We start from the raw sequence: 19838 nt of genomic DNA, 5'->3' as shown, positions 1-19838 counted from the left end.
ACCTGCACTTACAGCACCGGCAGGTTCTTCCGCAGCTCGAACGCGGTGACCTCGGAGCGGTACTCCTCCCACTCCTGCCGCTTGTTGCGCAGGAAGAAGTCGAAGACGTGCTCACCCAGGGTCTCGGCGACGAGGTCGCTGCGCTCCATGAGGGTGAGGGCCTCGCCGAGGTTCTGGGGGAGGGGTTCGATGCCCATGGCGCGGCGTTCGGCGTCGGAGAGGGCCCAGACGTCGTCCTCGGCGCCGGGCGGGAGCTCGTAGCCCTCTTCGATGCCCTTGAGGCCGGCGGCGAGGAGGACGGCGTAGGCGAGGTACGGGTTGGCGCCGGCGTCGAGGGAGCGGACCTCCACGCGGGCCGAGCCCGTCTTGCCGGGCTTGTACATGGGGACGCGGACCAGGGCGGAGCGGTTGTTGTGGCCCCAGCAGATGTACGAGGGGGCCTCGCCGCCGGCGCCGGCCGTGCGTTCCGAGCCGCCCCAGATGCGCTTGTAGGAGTTGACCCACTGGTTCGTCACCGCGGAGATCTCCGCCGCGTGCTTCAGCAGGCCCGCGATGAAGGAGCGGCCGACCTTGGAGAGCTGGTACTCGGCGCCCGACTCGTAGAACGCGTTGCGGTCGCCCTCGAAGAGGGAGAGGTGGGTGTGCATGCCGCTGCCCGGGTACTCCGAGAACGGCTTCGGCATGAAGGTCGCCTGGATGTTCTGCTCCAGGGCCACCTGCTTCATGATCAGGCGGAAGGTCATGACGTTGTCGGCCGTGGAGAGGGCGTCGGCGTAGCGGAGGTCGATCTCCTGCTGGCCGGGGGCGCCCTCGTGGTGGGAGAACTCGACCGAGATGCCCATCGACTCCAGCATGGTGATCGCCTGGCGGCGGAAGTCCATGCCGATGTTGTGGGGGGTGTGGTCGAAGTAGCCGGAGTTGTCGGCGGGGGTGGGGCGGGAGCCGTCGACCGGCTTGTCCTTGAGGAGGAAGAACTCGATCTCGGGGTGGGTGTAGAAGGTGAAGCCGAGGTCGGAGGTCTTGGCGAGCGCTCGCTTCAGGACATATCGCGGGTCGGCGAAGGACGGGGAGCCGTCGGGCATCAGGATGTCGCAGAACATGCGGGCGGTGCCCGGGGCCTCCGCGCGCCAGGGCAGGACCTGGAAGGTGGCCGGGTCCGGCTTGGCGATCATGTCGGACTCGTAGACACGGGCGAAGCCCTCGATGGCGGAGCCGTCGAAGCCGATCCCCTCGTCGAAGGCCTGTTCCAGCTCGGCCGGGGCCACGGCCACGGACTTGAGGAAGCCCAGCACGTCCGTGAACCACAGGCGTACGAACCGGATGTCGCGCTCCTCAAGAGTGCGGAGCACGAACTCCTGCTGCTTGTCCATGTCTAGCTTCCACCCATCCTTGCTGGTCAGACCGCCTGTCCCGTTCAAGGGAGAGGTCCGGCACCTGAGCATCCCACCACAACACCATTTCATGCGCGTTGCGCATCTTGATCGGCTCGGCGATCCCGGCTCGAACAACCCGGGTACGCCGGGTGTACGCCTCGGTGTCCATCTTGCCTGCTCGCTCCCGGGCGGGTAACGGGTGGTCGGCGCGGTTCCTCCGCGCTTTCCGTACTTTCCGTACTTTCCGATTTTCCTCCTTTTAATTTGCATCCCAGATTCGACTTTCACTAGCGTGCCGAGCCGTCACGGAGCAACCGAGTCCGAGGAGACGTCTTGCTGTCCGAACAGTCCGCCGCCACCGTGCGCGCCACCCTGCCCGCCGTGGGCGCCGCCATCGGTGAGATCACCGAGCGCTTCTACTCCGGGCTGTTCGACGCCCGCCCCGCGCTGCTGCGCGACCTGTTCAACCGCGGCAACCAGGCCGCCGGGACCCAGCGCCAGGCCCTCGCGGGCTCCATCGCCGCCTTCGCCACGCACCTCGTCGACCACCCCGACGACCGGCCCGACGCGATGCTGCGCCGCATCGCCCACAAGCACGCCTCGCTGGGCGTCGCCCCCGAGCAGTACGAGGTGGTCCGGCAGCACCTCTTCGCCGCCATCGCCGAGGTCCTCGGCGAGGCCGTCACGCCCGAGGCCGCCGCCGCCTGGGACGAGGTCTACTGGCTGCTCGCCAACGCGCTGATGTCGCTGGAGCAGGAGTTGTACGAGGAGAGCGGCGACCGTGTCGGCCCGCGCGAGTGGGAGGTCGTCGGGCGGGTCGAGGAGACCGCCGACGTGGTCGTGTTCGAGTTGCGTCCGGGCGATGGTGGGTCCGCCCCGGCCCACCGGCCCGGACAGTACGTGTCCGTGCAGGTCACGCTCCCGGACGGGGCCCGGCAGATCCGTCAGTACAGCCTCGTCGGCGCGCCCGGCACGGAGCTGTTCCGGATCGCCGTGAAGCGGGTGCGCGAGGGCGACGGTCCCCTCGGAGAGGTGTCCAACCACCTGCACGCGCGCGTGGGGGTCGGCGACCGGCTGCTGCTGTCCGCCCCGTACGGCGATCTCGTGCTCGACCAGGACACGGACGCGCCGCTGCTGCTCGCCTCGGCCGGCATCGGTGTGACCCCGATGATCGCCATGCTGGAGCAGCTCGCGCTGAGCGGGCACCCCGCCCCCGTGACCGTCGTGCACGGCGACCGCTCCCCCGCGGAGCACGCCCTGCGCGCCGACCACGAGGCGTACGCGGCCAAGCTCGGGGACGCCACCACGCACTTCTGGTACGAGCACCCGGAGCCCGGGCACCCGGCCGACCGCACGGGGCTGGTGGACCTGTCCGGGGTGGACGTCCCGGCGGGCACGCGCGCGTACCTGTGCGGTCCGCTGCCCTTCATGCGCGCGGTCCGCGCCCAGCTGATCGGCAAGGGCGTCGCCCCGGCCGACATCCACTACGAGGTGTTCGGGCCGGACCTCTGGCTGGCCCGGTAGCCCAGTAACGAAGCTAGTCCCGGCCCGTCCCGTGCGGCGGCGCGCCGGAGATGCCCAGCAGCAGCGGGCCGGTCGGCGAGGCCACCATGTCCGTCACCGTCAGCGGGTCCAGCGAGGCGAAGAACGCCTCCTGGGCCCGCCGCAGCGCGCCGCGCAGCCGACAGCCGGTGATCAGCGGGCAGGTCTCCGCGCCCTCGCAGTCGACCACGTCGCCGTCGCCCTCGAAGGCGCGCACGACCGTGCCGACCGACGCCGTACGGCCGGCCTCGGTGAGCGCGAGGCCGCCGCCCCTGCCGCGCCGGGCGGCCACCAGGCCCATGTGCTGGAGTTCGGAGACGACCTTGGCGGTGTGCGTGTAGGGGACCCGCATGTCCGCCGCGACCTCGCGGGTCGTCGGCGTGGACCCGTCCACCACGGCGAGCCGCATCAGGACGCGCAGGGCGAGGTCGGTGGAGCGCAGCAGCCGCATACCCGCAGCGTAGGGAATGCGCGGACGCGGTTCAAAATATTCATGCGGCACGTGCCCGAACGATGTGCGACGAGTGCGCGACCGGTGTCCGACCGGTGCGCGGGGTAGTGCCGGACCCGTGCGCGTCAGGCGTCCGCGGGCCCGGTGCCGGTGGCCGGCTGGCCGGTTCCGCTCGGCCGTTCCTGCTCCCACCCTGCAAATCCGGGCCCAGTTGACATTACGATCAGCTGACCCGCCCGTCTCATCGCCCCCTACGCCCCCTTAAGGACTCAGCATGGGTTCCGCCAAGAACAACTCCGCGGCGCGCAAGGCACGCATAGAGGAGATGCGCCGTGCCGAGCAGGCGCGTGAGCGTCGTACCCGCATCCTCACGATCGGCGCGAGCGTCGTCATCGTCGCCGGTCTCGTCGTCGGCGGGACCTTCCTGGTCCGCTCGCAGTCGGACGGCGGCAGCGACACCGCGAGCGAGGACAAGGGGACGTCGGGCAAGTTCGTCACCGGCGAGGACGGCGTGAAGAAGTGGGAAGGCACGCTGAGCCAGAACCACGTCGACAAGACGGTGAAGTACCAGGCGACGCCCCCGGTCGGCGGCGACCACAACCCGGTCTGGCAGAACTGCAACGGCGACGTCTACACCGACGCGATAAAGAACGAGCACGCGGTGCACTCCCTGGAGCACGGCGCGGTGTGGGTGACGTACAACAGCCAGGCGTCCGAGGCCGACGTGAAGGCGCTCACCGAGAAGGTGAAGAAGACGCCGTACAGCCTGATGAGCCCGGTCGAGGACCAGAAGGACCCGGTCATGCTGTCCGCGTGGGGCCACCAGCGCACGGTGACGGGTGCCGACGACCCGGACGTCGACAAGTTCTTCGAGACGTACGTGCAGGGCGAGCAGACCCCCGAGCCGGGTGCCGCCTGCACCAGTGGTGTCTCCGACACGGCCTGACACCATGGGGAACATGAGACAGAACGCCGGTTGGATAGCCGCCGGGGCCGCGGCGGTGCTCGTCGCGGCCGGAGCGGTCACGTACGCGGTCGCCGACGGTGACGAGCCCGCCGCGGGGGCGCCCACCGCGGACTCCGCGGACGCGGGCTTCGCCCGGGACATGTCGGTCCACCACCAGCAGGCCGTCGAGATGTCGTACATCGTGCGCGACCGCACGGACGACGAGGACGTGCGGCGGCTCGCCTACGACATCGCGCAGACGCAGGCCAACCAGCGCGGCATGATGCTGGGCTGGCTCGACCTGTGGGGGCTGCCGAAGGTGTCGTCCGACGCGCCCATGACGTGGATGGGCATGGGGAACGCGCCGGCCGGCGAGGACGGTGCCCTGATGCCGGGCATGGCGACCAACACGGAGATGAAGGAGCTCGGCGAGCTGAACGGGAAGCAGGCCGAGGTCTTCTTCCTGCAGCTGATGACCGCCCACCACAAGGGCGGCGTCCACATGGCCGAAGGCTGCGTCTCCCGGTGCACGGTCGGCGCGGAGAAGCGGCTCGCGCAGGTCATGGTCACGGGCCAGGAGTCGGAGATCCAGCTGATGGCGGACATGCTCGAGGAGCGGGGCGCGGAGGCCCGTCCGTAGGGACGACGGCGCGGGCGTGGGGCGGGAGCAGGGCAGGTGCGCTGCTCGGGAACGCCCCGCGCCCCATTGCGTCGCTCTGACGATTACACTGGACGGGTGCCTCAACTACGCCTCGCCCTGAATCAGATCGACTCGACCGTCGGCGATCTCGCCGGGAACGCCGAGGCGGTCCTCCGCTGGACCCGGCACTCCGCCGAGCAGGGGGCCCACCTGGTGGCGTTCCCCGAGATGGTGCTGACCGGGTATCCCGTCGAGGACCTGGCCCTGCGCTCGTCCTTCGTGGAGGCCTCGCGCACGGCGCTGACGGCCCTGGCGGCGCGCCTCGCCGACGAGGGCTTCGGTGAGCTGCCGGTGGTCGTCGGCTACCTCGACTGCTCCGACACCGCCCAGCCGAAGTACGGCCAGCCCGCGGGCGCCCCGCAGAACGCCGCCGCGGTGCTGCACCGCGGCCGGGTGGCGCTGAAGTTCGCCAAGCACCACCTGCCGAACTACGGCGTGTTCGACGAGTTCCGCTACTTCGTGCCGGGCGACACCATGCCCGTCGTACGGGTCCACGGCATCGACGTGGCCCTCGCCATCTGCGAGGACCTCTGGCAGGACGGCGGGCGCGTGCCGGCCGCCCGCTCCGCCGGTGCCGGGCTGCTGCTGTCGGTCAACGCCTCGCCGTACGAGCGCGACAAGGACGACACCCGCCTGGAGCTGGTCCGCAAGCGCGCCCAGGAGGCGGGCTGCACCACCGCCTACCTCGCCATGATGGGCGGGCAGGACGAGCTGGTCTTCGACGGCGACTCGATCGTCGTGGACAAGGACGGCGCGGTGGTCGCGCGGGCGCCGCAGTTCGAGGAGGGCTGCGTGGTCCTGGACCTGGACCTGCCCGCCGCCGCGGACGGGCCGCCCACCGGGGTCGTCGACGACGGACTGCGCATCGACCGCCTGGTGATCTCCGAGGAACCGCTGCCCGCCTACGAGCCGGAGCTGTCCGGCGGGTACGCGGACCGGCTGGACGACGACGAGGAGGTGTACTCGGCGCTGGTCGTGGGCCTGCGGGCGTACGCGGCGAAGAACGGTTTCCGCTCCGTGCTCGTCGGCCTCTCGGGCGGCATCGACTCCGCGCTGGTCGCGGCGCTCGCGTGCGACGCCCTGGGCGCGGAGAACGTGTACGGCGTCTCGATGCCGTCGAAGTACTCCTCGGAGCACTCCAAGGACGACGCGGCGGAGCTCGCCCGCCGTACGGGGCTCAACTACCGCACCGTGGCGATCGAGCCGATGTTCGACGCGTACATGGGTTCGCTCGGCCTGACGGGTCTCGCCGAGGAGAACCTCCAGTCCCGGCTGCGCGGCACCACGCTCATGGCGATCTCCAACCAGGAGGGGCACATCGTGCTCGCGCCGGGCAACAAGTCGGAGCTGGCGGTCGGGTACTCGACGCTGTACGGCGACTCGGTGGGCGCGTACGGGCCGATCAAGGACGTGTACAAGACGTCGATCTTCCGGCTCGCCGAGTGGCGCAACCGGGCGGCCGCCGAGCGCGGGCAGACCCCGCCGATCCCGGAGAACTCCATCTCCAAGCCGCCGAGCGCCGAGCTGCGCCCCGGCCAGGTGGACACGGACTCGCTGCCGGACTACCCGGTCCTCGACGCGATCCTGGAGCGGTACGTCGACCGGGACCAGGGCTTCGACACGATCGTGGCGGCCGGGTTCGACCGCGAGCTGGTGGCGAAGACGCTGCGGATGGTGGACACCGCCGAGTACAAGCGGCGCCAGTACCCGCCGGGCACGAAGATCTCGGCCAAGGGCTTCGGCAAGGACCGGCGCCTGCCCATCACCAACCGGTGGCGCGAGCAGGCCTGAGCCGCCCCGGTACGGCCCGCGGTTTGGAAGCTGCTGCCGGGGAGACCCGGCCACCGGTGTGCCCCCGGTACCGGCGGGCACCCGACCTGGAGTCCCGATGGCTGACGTGTCGCGCGCGGCGGAGCTGGTGCTGCTGGCCGCGTCCGGCGGCCAGGGCCCGGAGGACCTCACCCGGCGGGTGGCCGAGGCGCTGTGCGAGGGACTGCCGGTGGACGGGGTGACCCTCTCGCTGCTGACGCACACACCGGACCGGCAGCTCCTGCACGCGACGAGCGCGGAGGCCGTACGTCTGGAGGAGTTGCAGTTCGAGGTGGAGGAGGGGCCGTGCCTCGACGCCTCGGCGCACGGCCGGCCGGTCATCGTCGAGGACCTGCACGCGACGGTCACCGAGTGGCCCCTGTTCGGGATCCTGGCGCGGGAACGGCTGACGGGAGTGGGCGCGGTCTTCGCGTTCCCGCTGCTGGACGGCGGGACGTCGTGGGGATCGGCGGACCTGCTGCGGAGGGCTGTGGGGCCACCGGACGAGGAGACGGAGTCGGCCGCCTCGGAGGCGGTGCGCGCGGCGGCGCTGGTGCTGTTCACCCAGGGCCCCGTCCCGCTGTGGCGGCCCGGTTCCGCGGCGAGCACCCACTGGCAGCGCACGCACCAGGCCGCGGGTGTGATGGCACAGCTCCTCGGCATCGCGGTGGGCGAGGCGCTGGCGCGGCTCCGCGGCCGGGCCCTGGCGACCGGGCGGACGCTGCCCTCGCTGGCGGAGGACGTGCTGGCCCAGTTCCTCCGCTGACCGGGACGCCGGCGGCCACGCCCCGGTCAGCGCTTGCCGGCCGCGCGTATCCCGTCCGTGTCGATGTCCCCGTCGATGACCTGCCGGGACAGCTCGTCGAGGCGGGCGTGGTGGCTCCGGGCGTAGGCGCGCATCAGCCGGAACGACTCGTCGACCTGTATCTGCCAGCGTTCGGCGAGGATTCCCTTGGCCTGCTCTATCGCGATCCGGCTGGTCAGCGCGTTCTGCAGCTGGGCGCGTTCGACGTTGCGGTGCTCGATGGTGCGGTGCTGCAGTATGGCGATGGTGGCCACGTCCGCGAGGGTCTGCCCCAGCCGGACGTCCCGCTCGCCCAGCGGCCGCGGCGCGGTACTGAGCATGCCGAGCGCGCCGACAGCCCGCTGCCGCAGCCGCAACGGCAGCGAGTGCGCCCGTACGAAGCCCATCCCCCGGGCCTGCTCGGCGAACGCCGCGTACCCCCCGGACTTGTGGTCGGACGACAGGTCGACGTCCAGACGCGGCTCCCCCGAGCGGTAACTGCCCTGGCACGGGCCGTGCTTGCTCTGCGCGTCGAACAGGGCGAGCATCCGCTCGCTCTCCTCCGAGGTCGCCAGCATGTGCAGTTGGTCGTGCGGGTCGGCCAGCATGATGCCGACCGCCGCGACATCGAGGAACTCGACACTGCGGACACAGAGCCGGTGCAGTACGTCGATGAGATCGAAGTCCTCGACCAGCGTGTCAACAGTGTCGAGGAAGGCCCGCAGCGCGCCCTCCTGTTGGACCGCACCCATCATCTCCCCTTCCCGCCAGACGGATCCGGCTCCGATCCAGCCGCTCCAGAGTTTCGAAAATGCACCCGCCTCGCCACCACGTCCTCCGCGATGTCCAGAACCGGCCTGCCGTACCGGTAGGCGTGGGCTCGCAGCAGCAGCAACGCCTGTGGCAGGGGGACGCCCGCCTGCACGCTGACCATCCCCGTCGCCTGGTGCACCGCCGCCCGGTAGAGCACGGACGGGTCGTCGGACGTCGCCAGGTCGGCCTGACCCGGGGAGTTGGACAGGACCATCGAGACGAGCGCGCCCACCAGGATCAGCGCGTCGTCCATCTCCGTGTCGTCCAGCGGGCCGGGCGCCCGGCGGTGCAGGGTCAGTACGCCCAGGCAGACCCGGCCGATCAGCAGCGGGAAGCAGAAGACCGCCCGGACGCGCAGGGTGCGCAGCTCGGGCAGCAGCGCCGGCCACCGGTCCGGGTCCACCCGGTCCAGGTCCGGTTCCAGCGTGTGGGAACCGGAGGCGACCGTGTCGATGCCCGGCCCCTGGCCGAGCGTGAACTGCAGGTCCTCCAGACGCAGGCCGGTCCCCGGAGTGGCCCACACGGGCTCACTGCCCTTGCCGTCCGGGAGCAGGGAGACGGCGACCCCGTCCACGCCGAGGACCCGGGCGCACAGCACCGGGTCGCCGCCGACGAGTCCGGTGCCGTCGCGGGCGCACAGTCCGACGAGCACCGCGGCCATGCCCGTGCTGGAACCCACCGGATCCACCCGCCTCCCTGCGCCGGCCTGCTCGAGGCCGCCGGACACGGACGTTCCCCTCAAGGACCCTCAGGGGGAGCGTATCCCGCGTCACGGCTTCGAAGCGGGCCGTGCGCCGGATGTTCGAGGCACTTGTCCGAGTGCTGTACACCTCGGCCCGAAGCCCCCGCTCGGGGGCGGCGGGCGGCCGTCAGTGGCGCGCGCTCTCCGCCCTCTCCCCCGTCTCCTTCTCCGGCACGTGTGCCGCGACCAGCCGGCCCCCGCCGGCCCGTACGGCGTCCCCGCGCCGCACGTCCACCGCGTACGCCACCACCGCGACGCCCAGGCCCACGACGGCGAGCACCGCGCCGGCGACCGCCGGGGAGGTGGCGCCGAAGCCCGCGGCCAGGGTGAGCCCGCCGATCCAGGCGCCGCCCGCGTTGGCGAGGTTGAAGGCGGCCTGGTTGGCGGAGGAGGCGAGGGACGGGGCGGCCGAGGCCTTCTCCATGACCATCAGCTGGAGCGGGGAGCTGGTGGTGAAGGCCGCCGCGCCGAGCAGCAGCACCGCGAGCGCGGCCGTCACCTCGGTGCGCATCAGCAGCGGGAACAGCGCCAGCACCACGACCAGGGCGGCGAGCCCGCCGAACAGGGTGCTGCGCATCGCGCGGTCCGCGAGCCGGCCGCCCAGCAGGTTGCCGGCCGTGGCGCCCACGCCGAACAGGGCCAGCAGCAGCGTGACGCTGGTCTCCGCGAAACCGGCGGCGTCGGTGAGCATGGGCGTGATGTAGCTGTACGCGGCGAAGAGGGCGGCGAAGCCCGCGATGGTCGTCCCGAAGGCCAGCCAGACGGGCAGGGAGCGCAGGGCGGCCAGCTCGCCGCGGAGGCCGCCGGTGGGCACCGCCTGAGCACGGTCGCGCGGGATGAGCAGGGCGAGGGAGGCGATGGCGACCAGTCCGATGGCGCTCACCCCGAGGAAGGTGGCGCGCCAGCCGAGCTGCTGGCCCATCAGGGTGGCGGCGGGCACGCCCACGACGTTGGCGATGGTCAGGCCGAGGAACATCAGCGAGACGGAGCGGGCCCGACGCTCGGGCGCGACCATGCCGGTGGCGACGACGGCGCCGACACCGAAGAAGGCGCCGTGCGGCAGTCCGCTCAGCAGGCGGGCGGCGAGCAGCCAGTGCTCGTCGGGGGCGAGGGCGGAGAGCCCGTTGCCGACGACGAAGAGCACCATGAGCGCGATCAGCACCGTACGGCGGGACATCTTCGCGGTCACGGCGGCGAGCAGCGGGGCGCCGATCACGACGCCGAGCGCGTACGCGGACACCAGGTGTCCGGCGGAGGGGATGGAGATGCCCAGGTCGTCGGCGACGTCGGGCAGCAGACCCATCATGACGAATTCGGTCGTGCCGATACCGAAGGCACCCACGGCCAGGGCGAGCAGGGCCAGAGGCATGGGAACAGGGCCTTTCACGAGCAGGAGGGTCCGTACAGCTTAAGTTCATGCACGGAACAAACTCTGCCCGGCCGACTATTCCAGCAGGTTGCGCGCCGGTTGCGATCGTATGTGCGGACGTACGCGGGTGGGTGCGGCCCTCAGGGACGTCAGGAACCGTCCAGCCGTACCCGCGCCGCGATCGGCAGGTGGTCGCTGCCCGTCTCCGGGAGCGTCCAGGAGGCGACCGGCTCGACGCCCTTGACCATGATCTGGTCGATGCGGGCCATCGGGAACGACGCCGGCCAGCTGAAGCCGAACCCGTCGCCCGCCGCGCCCTGCGTGGAGCGCATCTGCGCGGTGACCGAGTTGAGGGCGCGGTCGTTCATGGTGCCGTTGAGGTCGCCGAGCAGGACGACCCGGCCGATCGGGTCGGCGGCGATGGCCTCGCCGAGGGCGGTCGCGCTCTTGTCGCGCTGCCGCGCGGTGAACCCGGCCTCCAGCTTCACCCGCACCGAGGGCAGGTGCGCCACGTACACGGCGACCTCCCCCTCGGGCGTCGTCACCGTCGAGCGCATGGCGCGCTCCCAGCCGAGCTTGATGTCGACGGCCTCGGTGTCGGCCAGCGGGTACTTGCTCCACAGCCCGACGGTGCCGACGACCTCGTGGTACTTGTACGCCGCCGCGAGTGCCTTCTCGTACACCGGGACCGCCGTCTCCGTCAGCTCCTCCAGCGCCACCACGTCGGCGCCGGACGCGGCCACGTCACGGCCGGTGCTGGAGGGGTCGGTGTTGTCCGCGTTGACGTTGTGGGTGAGGACGGTCAGGTCGCCGCTGCCGCCGGTGCCGCTCTTGTCGGTGACCAGTGAGCCGAACATGTTCAGCCAGACGACCGTGGGCAGCAGCACGGCGATCAGGGCGGTCGCGGACCTGCGGAGCAGCGCGAGGACCAGCAGCAACGGGACGGCCAGGCCCAGCCAGGGCAGGAACGTCTCCACGAGGCTGCCCAGGTTGCCGTACCGGTTGGGGATCTGCGCGTGCAGCACCATCACCAGCGCCAGCGCGATCGCGCAGAGGGCGGTCAGGATGCCGCGGCGCCAGATCCGGGGATCGCGGCGCCAGCCGTTCAGCAGGCGCCGCAGCCGGGAGCCCTCGCGGCCCGTCCCCGCGCCGTCGCTGCCGGACTCCGTCACGTACGCCTGCGCCATACCCGTCGCCTCACAAACTGCCGTGCACACCGTCCCCCGCGCCACAGAACCCTAGGGGATGATCGCCGTCGTTCCCGCCCTCCCGGGGCGGCCGTACGCGAGCGAGGACGAACGAGGCGGCGTCGGGAGTTCCGGCGGGCGGCGGGAGCGCGCGCCTTGTGACCAAATGCGCACATCGCGGCGGCGGTCGCCGGTCCGGCCCGGCCCGCTCAGCCGGGGACCGCGACCCGTCCGGCGCCGCCTCGGCGATGTGTTCGGCCGGTCCCCCGCCGAGTGCGCCCTCAGGCGTCCGGCGCCATCGCCGGCTCGATCTCCCCCTCCCGCCGGGGCGGTGCGGGCGCCTTGCCCGGCAGGAAGAGCGCCACCACCACCGCGCCCAGCAGGGCCACGCCCGCGCCGCACACCGCGGTGACGTGCATGGCGTGCAGGAAGGCGTCGTTCGCCGCGCCGACCAGCTCCTCGCCCCGGGCGCCGAGCCGGGCCGCGTAGGCGAGGGTGGCCTCGATGGACTCGGCCGCCTCGTGCCGGGCGGCGGGCGGCAGTTCGCCCTCGACGGCCGAGCGGTACGCCGCCGACAGCACGGAGCCGAGGACCGCGATACCGAGGGCGCCGCCGACCTGGCGGAAGGTGTTGCTGAGCGCGGACGCCGAGCCGGCCTTCTCCCGCGGCAGGGCCTGCATCACGACGACGCTCACCGGGGTCATGATGTGCGCCATCCCGGTGCCCATGGCGAAGAACACCGCCTCCAGGATCCAGATCGGCGTGTCCGCGTCGAACGCGGTGAAGGCGGCCAGCGCCGCCGCGACGGTCAGCAGCCCGGCCGTGCACACCGCCCGGGTGCCGAACCGGTGCACCACCAGCCGGGCCCGCGGCGCGAAGAACAGCTGCGCCAGGGCCAGCGGGAGCAGCAGCAGCCCCGTCTGCAGGGGCGTGTAGCCCCGCACGCTCTGGGTGTAGAAGACGGAGAAGAAGGTCACGCCCATGAGGGCGAAGAAGACCAGCGCGATGGCGCCGATCGCCGCCGAGAAGACCTTGTTGCGGAAGTACGCCATGTCGACGGAGGGATGGTCGCTGCGCTTCTCGTGCAGCACGAACAGGGCGAGCACCACGAGTCCGCCGACGATCGGCCACAGCACGTCCGACCGGGTGAGGTCGCCGTACTGGCCGCCCTCGATGATGCCGTACACCAGCAGGACGAGACCCACTACGGACAGCGCGACGCCGAGGGGGTCGACGCGTCCGGGCGCCGGGTCGCGGGAGTCCGGCACCAGCCACAGCATCAGGGCCAGCGCGACGACCACGATCGGCACGTTGACCAGGAAGACCGAGCCCCACCAGAAGTGGTCCAGGAGCACCCCGCCCGTGATCGGGCCGATGGCGATGCCGAGCCCGACGCCGCCCGCCCAGATGCCGATGGCCTTCGGCTGCTCGTCCCGTTCGAACACGTTCATCAGGACGGCGAGCGTGGCGGGCATCACGAAGGCCGCGCCGAGCCCCATCACCGCGCGGAACGCGATCAGCTGCTCCGGCGAGCCGGAACGGGCGGCCAGCGCGGAACCGGCGCCGAACACCAGCAGTCCGGCGACGAGCGTCCGCTTGCGCCCGAGCCGGTCGCCGAGCAGCCCGGCGGTGAACAGCAGTCCGGCGAAGACGAGCGTGTAGGCGTTGATCGCCCACTCCAGCTCGCTCTGCGTGGCGCCGAGACCGGTCGGCGGCGGGGTCGAGATGGTCTTGACGGCCACGTTGAGGATCGAGTTGTCGAGCACCACGATCAGCAGGCTCAGCATCAGCACGCCGAGGATGACCCAGCGGCGCCGGTGCACCGCCTCGGGGACACGCTGCCCGGCGGGGCCGGCGGGAGTCGTCATGCACTCACCGTAGGGCGGATCGCGGTACGGCACCGTCCCGTACCGCGGCCCTTTGCGCGCTCTTGGAGCTCGGGCGCACACGCCCGCGTGACCCATGTCCCCTCCCCCGGTCTGGTCGCGCGTGGGTCGGGAGTGCCACCATGGGAGACGGTCCGGGGACGCCGTCAGGGCGCCTCGAGATGACAGAAGGAGCCACTCCGATGACGGAGCTCTCGCCGCTTCCGGCTGCCCAGGAGCAGCCCCCGCAGGCAGCACAGCCCGCGCAGCCCGCGCTCAAGGCCTCCGACAGCAGCAGCAAGGCGCTGTACGGGGGGAAGAGCACCCGCCGCATCACCGTCCGCGACATCGCCGCCGCCAAGGAGCGCGGCGAGAAGTGGCCCATGCTCACCGCGTACGACGCGATGACCGCGTCCGCCTTCGACGAGGCCGGCATCCCGGTGATGCTCGTCGGCGACTCGGCGGGCAACGTCCACCTGGGGTACGACTCGACCGTGCCCGTCACCCTCGACGAGATGACCATGCTGTCGGCCGCGGTCGTCCGGGGCACCAAGCGCGCCCTGATCGTCGCCGACCTGCCCTTCGGCTCGTACCAGGAGGGTCCCGTGCAGGCGCTGCGCTCGGCGATGCGCCTGGTCAAGGAGGCCGGGGCGGGCGCCGTGAAGCTGGAGGGCGGCGAGCGCTCGCACCGGCAGATCGAGCTCCTGGTGGAGTCCGGCATACCGGTGATGGCCCACATCGGCCTGACCCCGCAGTCGGTCAACGCGATGGGCTACCGCGTGCAGGGCCGCGGCGAGGAGGCGGCCGCGCAGCTGCTGCGGGACGCGAAGGCGGTCCAGGACGCGGGCGCGTTCGCGGTCGTCCTGGAGCTGGTCCCGGCGGAGCTGGCCGCCGAGGTCACGCGCGCGCTGCACATCCCGACGGTGGGGATCGGCGCGGGTCCCGGCACGGACGCCCAGGTCCTGGTCTGGACGGACATGCTGGGGCTGACCTCCGGCCGGGTGCCGAAGTTCGTCAAGAAGTACGCCGGCCTCCGCGAGGTCATGACCGGCGCCGCCCGGTCCTTCGCCGAGGACGTCGTCGGCGGCACGTTCCCGGCGGAGGAGCACTCCGTGCACTGACGCCCACCGCGGCACCACGGCAGCCCGTCGACCCGCCCCGGTCGGCGGGCTCTCGCCGTTCCCGCCGGTGCGGGCGGCCTGTCAGCGCTCTGTCGGCGGTCTGTCGGCGGCTGCTGCCATCGTCGTCCCCATGAGACGAACACCCACCGACACGGGCGACGCCGCCGTCACCGTCCGGGGCCTGGTCAAGCACTACGGCGAGACCAAGGCGCTGGACGGCGTCGACCTGGACGTGCGCGAGGGCACCGTCCTCGGCGTCCTCGGCCCCAACGGCGCCGGCAAGACCACCCTCGTCCGCTGCCTGTCCACCCTCATCACACCCGACGCGGGCACCGCCACGGTCGCCGGCTACGACGTCGTGCGCCAGCCCCGGCAGCTGCGCCGCGTGATCGGCCTGACCGGCCAGTACGCCTCCGTCGACGAGAAGATCTCCGGCTTCGAGAACCTCTACATGATCGGCCGGCTGCTCGACCTGTCCCGCAAGGACGCCCGCAGGCGCGCCGGCGAACTGCTGGAGCGGTTCTCGCTCACCGAGGCCGCCGGACGCCCGGTCCGCACGTACTCCGGCGGCATGCGGCGCCGGCTCGACCTCGCCGCCTCCATGATCGGCAGCCCGGCCGTGCTCTACCTCGACGAGCCCACGACCGGCCTCGACCCGCGCACCCGCAACGAGGTGTGGGAGGAGGTCCGCCGCATGGTCGGGGACGGGGTCACCGTGCTGCTCACCACCCAGTACATGGAGGAGGCCGAGCAGCTCGCCTCCGAGCTCACCGTCATCGACCGCGGCAAGGTCGTCGCCAGCGGCCGCACCGAGGAGCTGAAGGCCCAGGTGGGCGGCCGCACCCTGCGCGTCCGCCCGGCCGACGCCGCCGAGCTGCGCCCGCTCGCGGCCCTGCTCGACGACTCCGGGCTCACCGGTCTGGCCACCGTCACCGTCGACGAGGAGAACGGCACCCTGCTGGTGCCGGTCCTCAGCGACGAGCAGCTCACGGCGATCGTCGGCGCGATCACCGCGCGCGGCGTCACCCTCGCCTCCATCACCACCGAACTGCCCAGCCTGGACGAGGTGTTCCTGTCCCTCACCGGCCACCGGGCGAGCAGCCACGAGGAGGCCGCCGCATGAGCATCACGACGAAGACCGCGCCCACCGGCACGTCCGGCACCCCGAGCGGCACCGCCCCGGCCCTCCGCGGCGCCGACGACGGCCGTATCGGGCTGCGCGCCCACGTCCGTCACACCGGCGCGCTGGTCCGCCGCAACCTGCTGTGGATCCGCCAGGACCCGGAGTCGATGTTCGACGCGGTGTTCATGCCGATCATCTTCACCCTGCTGTTCGTGTACGTCTTCGGCGGCTCCATCGGCCAGGCGCTCGGCGGCGGGCAGGACGAGTACGTGCAGTACGTCGTGCCGGGTCTGATGGCGATGATGGGCATGAACATCGCCATGGCCGTCGGCACCGGCTTCAACGAGGACTTCCAGAAGGGCATCATGGACCGCTTCCGGTCGCTGCCCATCGGACGCTCCTCGGTCCTGGTCGCCAAGATCGTGGTCGAGCTGCTGCGGATGCTCGTCGCCACGGTGATCCTGCTGGTCGTCGGCGTCGTCGTGGGGTTCGACATCACGAGCTGGAGCGGACTGCTGGCGGCCGTGGCGCTGTCCGCCGTGTTCGGCTCGTCGGTGATGTGGATCTTCCTGGCGCTGGGCGTGACCCTGAAGAACGCCCAGTCCGTGCAGGGGATGGGCATGCTGGTGCTGTTCCCGCTGCAGTTCGGCTCGTCGATCTTCACGCCGACCAGCTCGATGCCGGGCTGGCTGCAGGGCTTCACCGAGTACAACCCGCTGTCCGCCCTCGCGGACGCCTCCCGCGGGCTGATGTCGGGCGGCCCGGTCGCGCACGGCCTGTGGGTGACGCTGGGCTGGTCGGCGCTGCTGACGCTGGTGATGGCGCCCGTGGCGATCCACAAGTACCGGACGAAGAGCTGAGCCACGCGGACGTGTGCCCGGCAGGGCGCACGGGGGACGCCCTGCCGTCGTCCGGGGCCTTGGGAGCCTGTGTCAGATCAGGGCGGCGGCCTGCTCGAACGACAGGCCGGCGCCCTCGGCACGGGCCGCGTCGTACGCCGCCTCGTCCAGTACCGCCCGCGCCGCGGCCTCGACCCGCGCCCGGCTCTCGGCCTCCACCGGGGGGACGACCTGGCCGGACGACCGCAGCGCGTCGGCGGCGCCCAGCAGCCGGGCCGCGTCCCGGGCGCGGGCGCCGCCGTCCACGCCCGCGACGGCGAGGGCGGCCGTGACCAGGTGGCCAACGTCCAGGTGCGGCGCGACCATCTGCGCGAGCGGGTCACCGGCCTGTTCCACCGCCCGGCGCACGGTGGCCAGGGACTCGGCGAAGCGGCCCTCCAGCGCCTCCAGCCAGGCTTCGACACCGGTGACGAAACTGGTGAACACCGCGAAGTTGACGACGTCGGAGTTCAGCCTGAGCTGCCGCATGTGTTCCCACGCCGCCGTCAGGCGGCCGGTGCGGCCGAAGTGCATCGCGAGAAAGAGCCGGGCGGCGGGCCTGGCCTCGGCGTTGGCGTGGTCGTCGGCCAGCAGCTCGGTCAGCAGCCGCTCGCCCCGCTCGGCGTCCCCGGCGTCCATGAGCGCGCTGCCCAGCCGGGCCTTCAACATGCCCAGCTGGGCGCGGGCGCCGAGCCGTTCGGCGTGCTCCATGGCCCACTCGTAGTCGGCGGCGGCGCCCGCGTGGTCGCCCCGGTGCTCCTTCGCCTCCCCGCGTGCGGCGAGCGCCTCGGCCGCGCCCCAGGCGTCGCCGATGCCGAGGGAGAGCTCCAGCGCCTCGTCGGCGTCCCGGACGGCGTCCCCCCTCCCGTCGCCGCGGCCCGCGACGATGTTGGCCCGCATCTGCAGGGCCTGCGACAGCTCCCAGGTGTAGCCCAGCTCGCGGCAGACGCGGACGGTCGCGTCGGCGACCTCGCGCATACGGTCCACGTCGCGGCTGAGCAGCACCGCGAAGAACCACATGAAGCCGGGGAGGCGGCAGGTCTGCGGCTGGCCGGGCCGGTAGGTGTCGGCTATGACACGCACCTTTTCCTCCGCCCGCGGGGTGGTCCAGGCCGCCAGGTCCGTGTCCATGCAGGCGAAGTGGGCGAGGTGCACGCCGCGCCGGGCCTCGTCGAGGATCTCGGGCCGCATGGGCGGCGGGGCGTCGGTGCAGCGTTCGATCAGGTCGGGGACGGGGCGGGCGGGCCCGGCGAAGGGGTCGGGGCCGAGCGCCGCGACCTCCGCCGTCCACTGGCGGGCCGTGACGCGCAGGTCGCGCATCAGCCAGTACCAGCACAGCGACAGCGTCAGACAGAGCGCCTCCTGCTCGTCCCGCGCGTCGACGGCGTGCCGCAGGGCGGTGCGGAGGTTGTCGTCCTCCAGCTCCAGCACCGCGATGGCCTCGCGCTGGCGGGGGCCGCGCAGCAACGGGTCGGTGGTGCGGGCGAGTTCGCGGTAGTACGTGAGGTGGGCGCGCTCGGCGGCGACGCGGTCGCCGGACTCCTCCAGCCGCTCGCGCGCGTACTCGGCGACGGTCTCCAGGAGCCGGTAGCGCATGTCGCCGGTGGCCGAGTGCGCGGTCACCACCAGGGACTTGTCCACGAGTGAACCGAGCCGGTCCAGCGCGCCGGCCCCGCAGACGGCCTCGGCGGCGGTCAGGTCGCAGCCGCCGGCGAAGACGGACAGCCGTCGCAGCACGTCGCGTTCGTCGTCGCCGAGGAGGTTCCAGGACCAGTCGACGACGGCCCGCAGCGTCTGCTGCCGCGGCAGTACGGTGCGGCTCCCGTTGGTGAGCAGCCGGAACCGGTCGTCGAGCCGGTCCGCTATCTGCCGCGGGCTCAGCATGCGCAGCCGGGCGGCCGCCAGCTCGATGGCGAGCGGGAGCCCGTCGAGCCGCCGGCAGATCTCGGCGGCCGCCTCGGGGTCGTCCGCGACGTCGAAGCCGGGCCGGGCGGCGGCCCCCCGGTCGGCGAGCAGCCGCAGCGCGTACGGCTGGGGCAGCGGCTCCACCGGCCGCAGCAGCTCACCGGGGACGCCGAGGGGCTCCCGGCTGGTGGCGAGGACGGTGAGGCGCGGGCACCGCTGGAGCAACTGCTCGGCGAGGCGGGCGGCGGCCTCCACGACGTGCTCGCAGTTGTCGAGGACGATCAGCATGTGCCGTCTGCCGCAGTGCTCGACGAGGCGGCTGACCGGGTCGTCGTGCCGCTCGGCGACCGCCCGCAGCTCCTCGGCGCCGGCGCCCCGCAGCACGGTCTCCCGGGCACCGAGGGCGGTGAGGACGGCCTCGGGCACGTCGTCGGGGTCGTCGACCGGCGCGAGCTCGGCCAGCCACACCCCGTCGGGCAGCGTCCCGGCCGCGGCCTCCCCCGCCTCCTGCGCCAGCCGTGTCTTCCCGGAGCCGCCCGGCCCCAGCAGGGTCACCAGCCGGGCCGCCCCCAGGTCGTGGCGGATGGCCTCGATCTCGGCGTCCCGGCCGACGAAGGAGGTGAGCCGGGCGCGGAGGTTGCCGGGGCGGGGGCGGGGCGGAAGGCCGGGGGCGTGGTCCGGGGGCGGTGCGGGAGCGGCACCGGTCGGCGCCGTGGGCCGGGCGGCGGACGGCGGGCCGGGTGCGTCGCCCGGGTTCAGCAAGTCCTCGTGCAGCGCCCGCAGTTCCGGTCCCGGTTCCGCGCCGAGCCGGTCCGCCAGCAGGCGGCGTACGTCGGCGTAGGCGGCCAGCGCCTCTGCCGGGCGGCCCGCGTCGCGCAGGGCGCGCAGGCGCAGGGCCTGGAGGGGCTCGTCGAGGGGGTGGGTGTCGCAGAGGGCGGTGAGCTCGGGGAGGTGCTGCGCGGCGTGGCCGAGGGCGAGGGCCGCGGTGAGGCGGGCCCGGCGGGCGTCCAGCCGGCGGGTCTCCCGGCGGGCCGCCTCGGCCGTACGGTCGGGGAGGTCGGCGAGGGCAGGGCCGTGCCAGAGGGCGAGCGCGTCATCGAGGACGACGGCCGCCTTCGCCGGGTCGCCGTCGGCCAGCGCGCGCACCCCCTCGCCCGCGAGCCGCTCGAAGCGGTGCAGGTCGATGTCGTCGGGGTGCGCGGCGAGCCGGTACCCGCCGTCGGCCGAGAC

General features: G+C 72.7%; 16 protein-coding genes. 8 read left to right on the top strand and 8 right to left on the bottom strand.

Going from position 1 to position 19838, the window contains the following annotated elements; all coding sequences use genetic code 11:
- Positions 1-8: 8 nt before the first annotated feature.
- Positions 9-1370, bottom strand: coding sequence for a type I glutamate--ammonia ligase (gene glnA / locus UW392_RS29565; RefSeq protein ID WP_320778205.1), 1362 nt, complete (start codon positions 1368-1370; stop codon positions 9-11).
- 336 nt (positions 1371-1706) lie between these two features.
- Here glnA and UW392_RS29560 point away from each other — a divergent pair, with 336 nt between their 5' ends.
- Positions 1707-2897 (top strand): globin domain-containing protein, encoded by a 1191-nt coding sequence (locus UW392_RS29560; protein ID WP_320778204.1) that lies wholly within the window; start codon positions 1707-1709, stop codon positions 2895-2897.
- 13 nt (positions 2898-2910) lie between these two features.
- Here UW392_RS29560 and UW392_RS29555 read toward each other — a convergent pair whose 3' ends face one another.
- Entirely contained in the window at positions 2911-3366 is a 456-nt protein-coding gene (locus tag UW392_RS29555) for an Rrf2 family transcriptional regulator (protein ID WP_320778203.1), read from the bottom strand.
- Positions 3367-3640: 274 nt separating this feature from the next.
- Between UW392_RS29555 and UW392_RS29550 the strand changes: the two genes are divergently transcribed.
- The 4 genes from UW392_RS29550 (at position 3641) to UW392_RS29535 (ending at position 7587) form a co-directional block, all read left to right on the top strand.
- Positions 3641-4312, top strand: a complete 672-nt coding sequence (locus tag UW392_RS29550) for a DUF3105 domain-containing protein (RefSeq protein WP_320778202.1) — start codon at positions 3641-3643, stop codon at positions 4310-4312.
- Between the two features lie 13 nt (positions 4313-4325).
- The gene (locus UW392_RS29545; RefSeq protein ID WP_320778201.1) at positions 4326-4952 is read left to right on the top strand and encodes a DUF305 domain-containing protein; all 627 of its coding nucleotides are present in this window, start codon (positions 4326-4328) and stop codon (positions 4950-4952) included.
- Between the two features lie 96 nt (positions 4953-5048).
- Complete coding sequence (locus UW392_RS29540; RefSeq protein WP_320778200.1) at positions 5049-6803, top strand: NAD+ synthase; 1755 nt, start codon at positions 5049-5051, stop codon at positions 6801-6803.
- Between the two features lie 97 nt (positions 6804-6900).
- Positions 6901-7587 (top strand): GAF and ANTAR domain-containing protein, encoded by a 687-nt coding sequence (locus UW392_RS29535; RefSeq protein WP_320778199.1) that lies wholly within the window; start codon positions 6901-6903, stop codon positions 7585-7587.
- Between the two features lie 26 nt (positions 7588-7613).
- Here UW392_RS29535 and UW392_RS29530 read toward each other — a convergent pair whose 3' ends face one another.
- The 5 genes from UW392_RS29530 to UW392_RS29510 all read right to left on the bottom strand — a co-directional run bounded on the left by UW392_RS29530 (position 7614) and on the right by UW392_RS29510 (position 13584).
- On the bottom strand, positions 7614-8360 hold the full coding sequence (locus UW392_RS29530; protein WP_320778198.1) for a GAF and ANTAR domain-containing protein: 747 nt from the start codon (positions 8358-8360) through the stop codon (positions 7614-7616).
- A complete protein-coding gene (locus UW392_RS29525) occupies positions 8357-9097 on the bottom strand; it encodes a GAF and ANTAR domain-containing protein (protein WP_320778197.1) in 741 nt (246 codons plus the stop codon). The genes UW392_RS29530 and UW392_RS29525 overlap by 4 nt, the downstream gene beginning before the upstream one ends.
- 190 nt (positions 9098-9287) lie before the next feature.
- Positions 9288-10529, bottom strand: coding sequence for an MFS transporter (locus UW392_RS29520; RefSeq protein WP_320778196.1), 1242 nt, complete (start codon positions 10527-10529; stop codon positions 9288-9290).
- Positions 10530-10678: 149 nt separating this feature from the next.
- Positions 10679-11716, bottom strand: coding sequence for an endonuclease/exonuclease/phosphatase family protein (locus UW392_RS29515; RefSeq protein ID WP_320778195.1), 1038 nt, complete (start codon positions 11714-11716; stop codon positions 10679-10681).
- 281 nt (positions 11717-11997) lie between these two features.
- Positions 11998-13584 (bottom strand): MFS transporter, encoded by a 1587-nt coding sequence (locus UW392_RS29510; protein ID WP_320778194.1) that lies wholly within the window; start codon positions 13582-13584, stop codon positions 11998-12000.
- Between the two features lie 200 nt (positions 13585-13784).
- On the opposite strand from UW392_RS29510, the gene panB reads away from it, so the two are divergent.
- From panB to UW392_RS29495, 3 genes are all read left to right on the top strand, one after another.
- On the top strand, positions 13785-14702 hold the full coding sequence (gene panB / locus UW392_RS29505; protein ID WP_320778193.1) for a 3-methyl-2-oxobutanoate hydroxymethyltransferase: 918 nt from the start codon (positions 13785-13787) through the stop codon (positions 14700-14702).
- Between the two features lie 130 nt (positions 14703-14832).
- A complete protein-coding gene (locus UW392_RS29500; protein ID WP_320778192.1) occupies positions 14833-15825 on the top strand; it encodes an ATP-binding cassette domain-containing protein in 993 nt (330 codons plus the stop codon).
- Positions 15822-16685, top strand: coding sequence for an ABC transporter permease (locus UW392_RS29495; RefSeq protein WP_320778191.1), 864 nt, complete (start codon positions 15822-15824; stop codon positions 16683-16685). The genes UW392_RS29500 and UW392_RS29495 overlap by 4 nt, the downstream gene beginning before the upstream one ends.
- Positions 16686-16757: 72 nt before the next feature.
- Here UW392_RS29495 and UW392_RS29490 read toward each other — a convergent pair.
- Positions 16758-19838: ATP-binding protein (locus UW392_RS29490; RefSeq protein ID WP_320778190.1), on the bottom strand; the 3081-nt coding region annotated here is incomplete at its 5' end.

This window comes from Streptomyces sp. CRN 30, from assembly GCF_034105845.1.
Note: the sequence above shows the minus strand (reverse complement) of the source record. Positions and strands in the feature narration are given on the sequence as shown.

What these genes read in the sequence shown, in the direction of transcription:
- glnA (WP_320778205.1), bottom strand. Translation starts at nt 1,370, where the DNA reads ATGGACAAGCAGCAGGAGTTCGTGCTCCGCACTCTTGAGGAGCGCGAC.
- UW392_RS29555 (WP_320778203.1), bottom strand. Translation starts at nt 3,366, where the DNA reads ATGCGGCTGCTGCGCTCCACCGACCTCGCCCTGCGCGTCCTGATGCGG.
- UW392_RS29550 (WP_320778202.1), top strand. Translation starts at nt 3,641, where the DNA reads ATGGGTTCCGCCAAGAACAACTCCGCGGCGCGCAAGGCACGCATAGAG.
- UW392_RS29545 (WP_320778201.1), top strand. Translation starts at nt 4,326, where the DNA reads ATGAGACAGAACGCCGGTTGGATAGCCGCCGGGGCCGCGGCGGTGCTC.
- UW392_RS29535 (WP_320778199.1), top strand. Translation starts at nt 6,901, where the DNA reads ATGGCTGACGTGTCGCGCGCGGCGGAGCTGGTGCTGCTGGCCGCGTCC.
- UW392_RS29530 (WP_320778198.1), bottom strand. Translation starts at nt 8,360, where the DNA reads ATGATGGGTGCGGTCCAACAGGAGGGCGCGCTGCGGGCCTTCCTCGAC.
- UW392_RS29520 (WP_320778196.1), bottom strand. Translation starts at nt 10,529, where the DNA reads ATGCCTCTGGCCCTGCTCGCCCTGGCCGTGGGTGCCTTCGGTATCGGC.
- UW392_RS29515 (WP_320778195.1), bottom strand. Translation starts at nt 11,716, where the DNA reads ATGGCGCAGGCGTACGTGACGGAGTCCGGCAGCGACGGCGCGGGGACG.
- UW392_RS29510 (WP_320778194.1), bottom strand. Translation starts at nt 13,584, where the DNA reads ATGACGACTCCCGCCGGCCCCGCCGGGCAGCGTGTCCCCGAGGCGGTG.
- panB (WP_320778193.1), top strand. Translation starts at nt 13,785, where the DNA reads ATGACGGAGCTCTCGCCGCTTCCGGCTGCCCAGGAGCAGCCCCCGCAG.
- UW392_RS29500 (WP_320778192.1), top strand. Translation starts at nt 14,833, where the DNA reads ATGAGACGAACACCCACCGACACGGGCGACGCCGCCGTCACCGTCCGG.
- UW392_RS29495 (WP_320778191.1), top strand. Translation starts at nt 15,822, where the DNA reads ATGAGCATCACGACGAAGACCGCGCCCACCGGCACGTCCGGCACCCCG.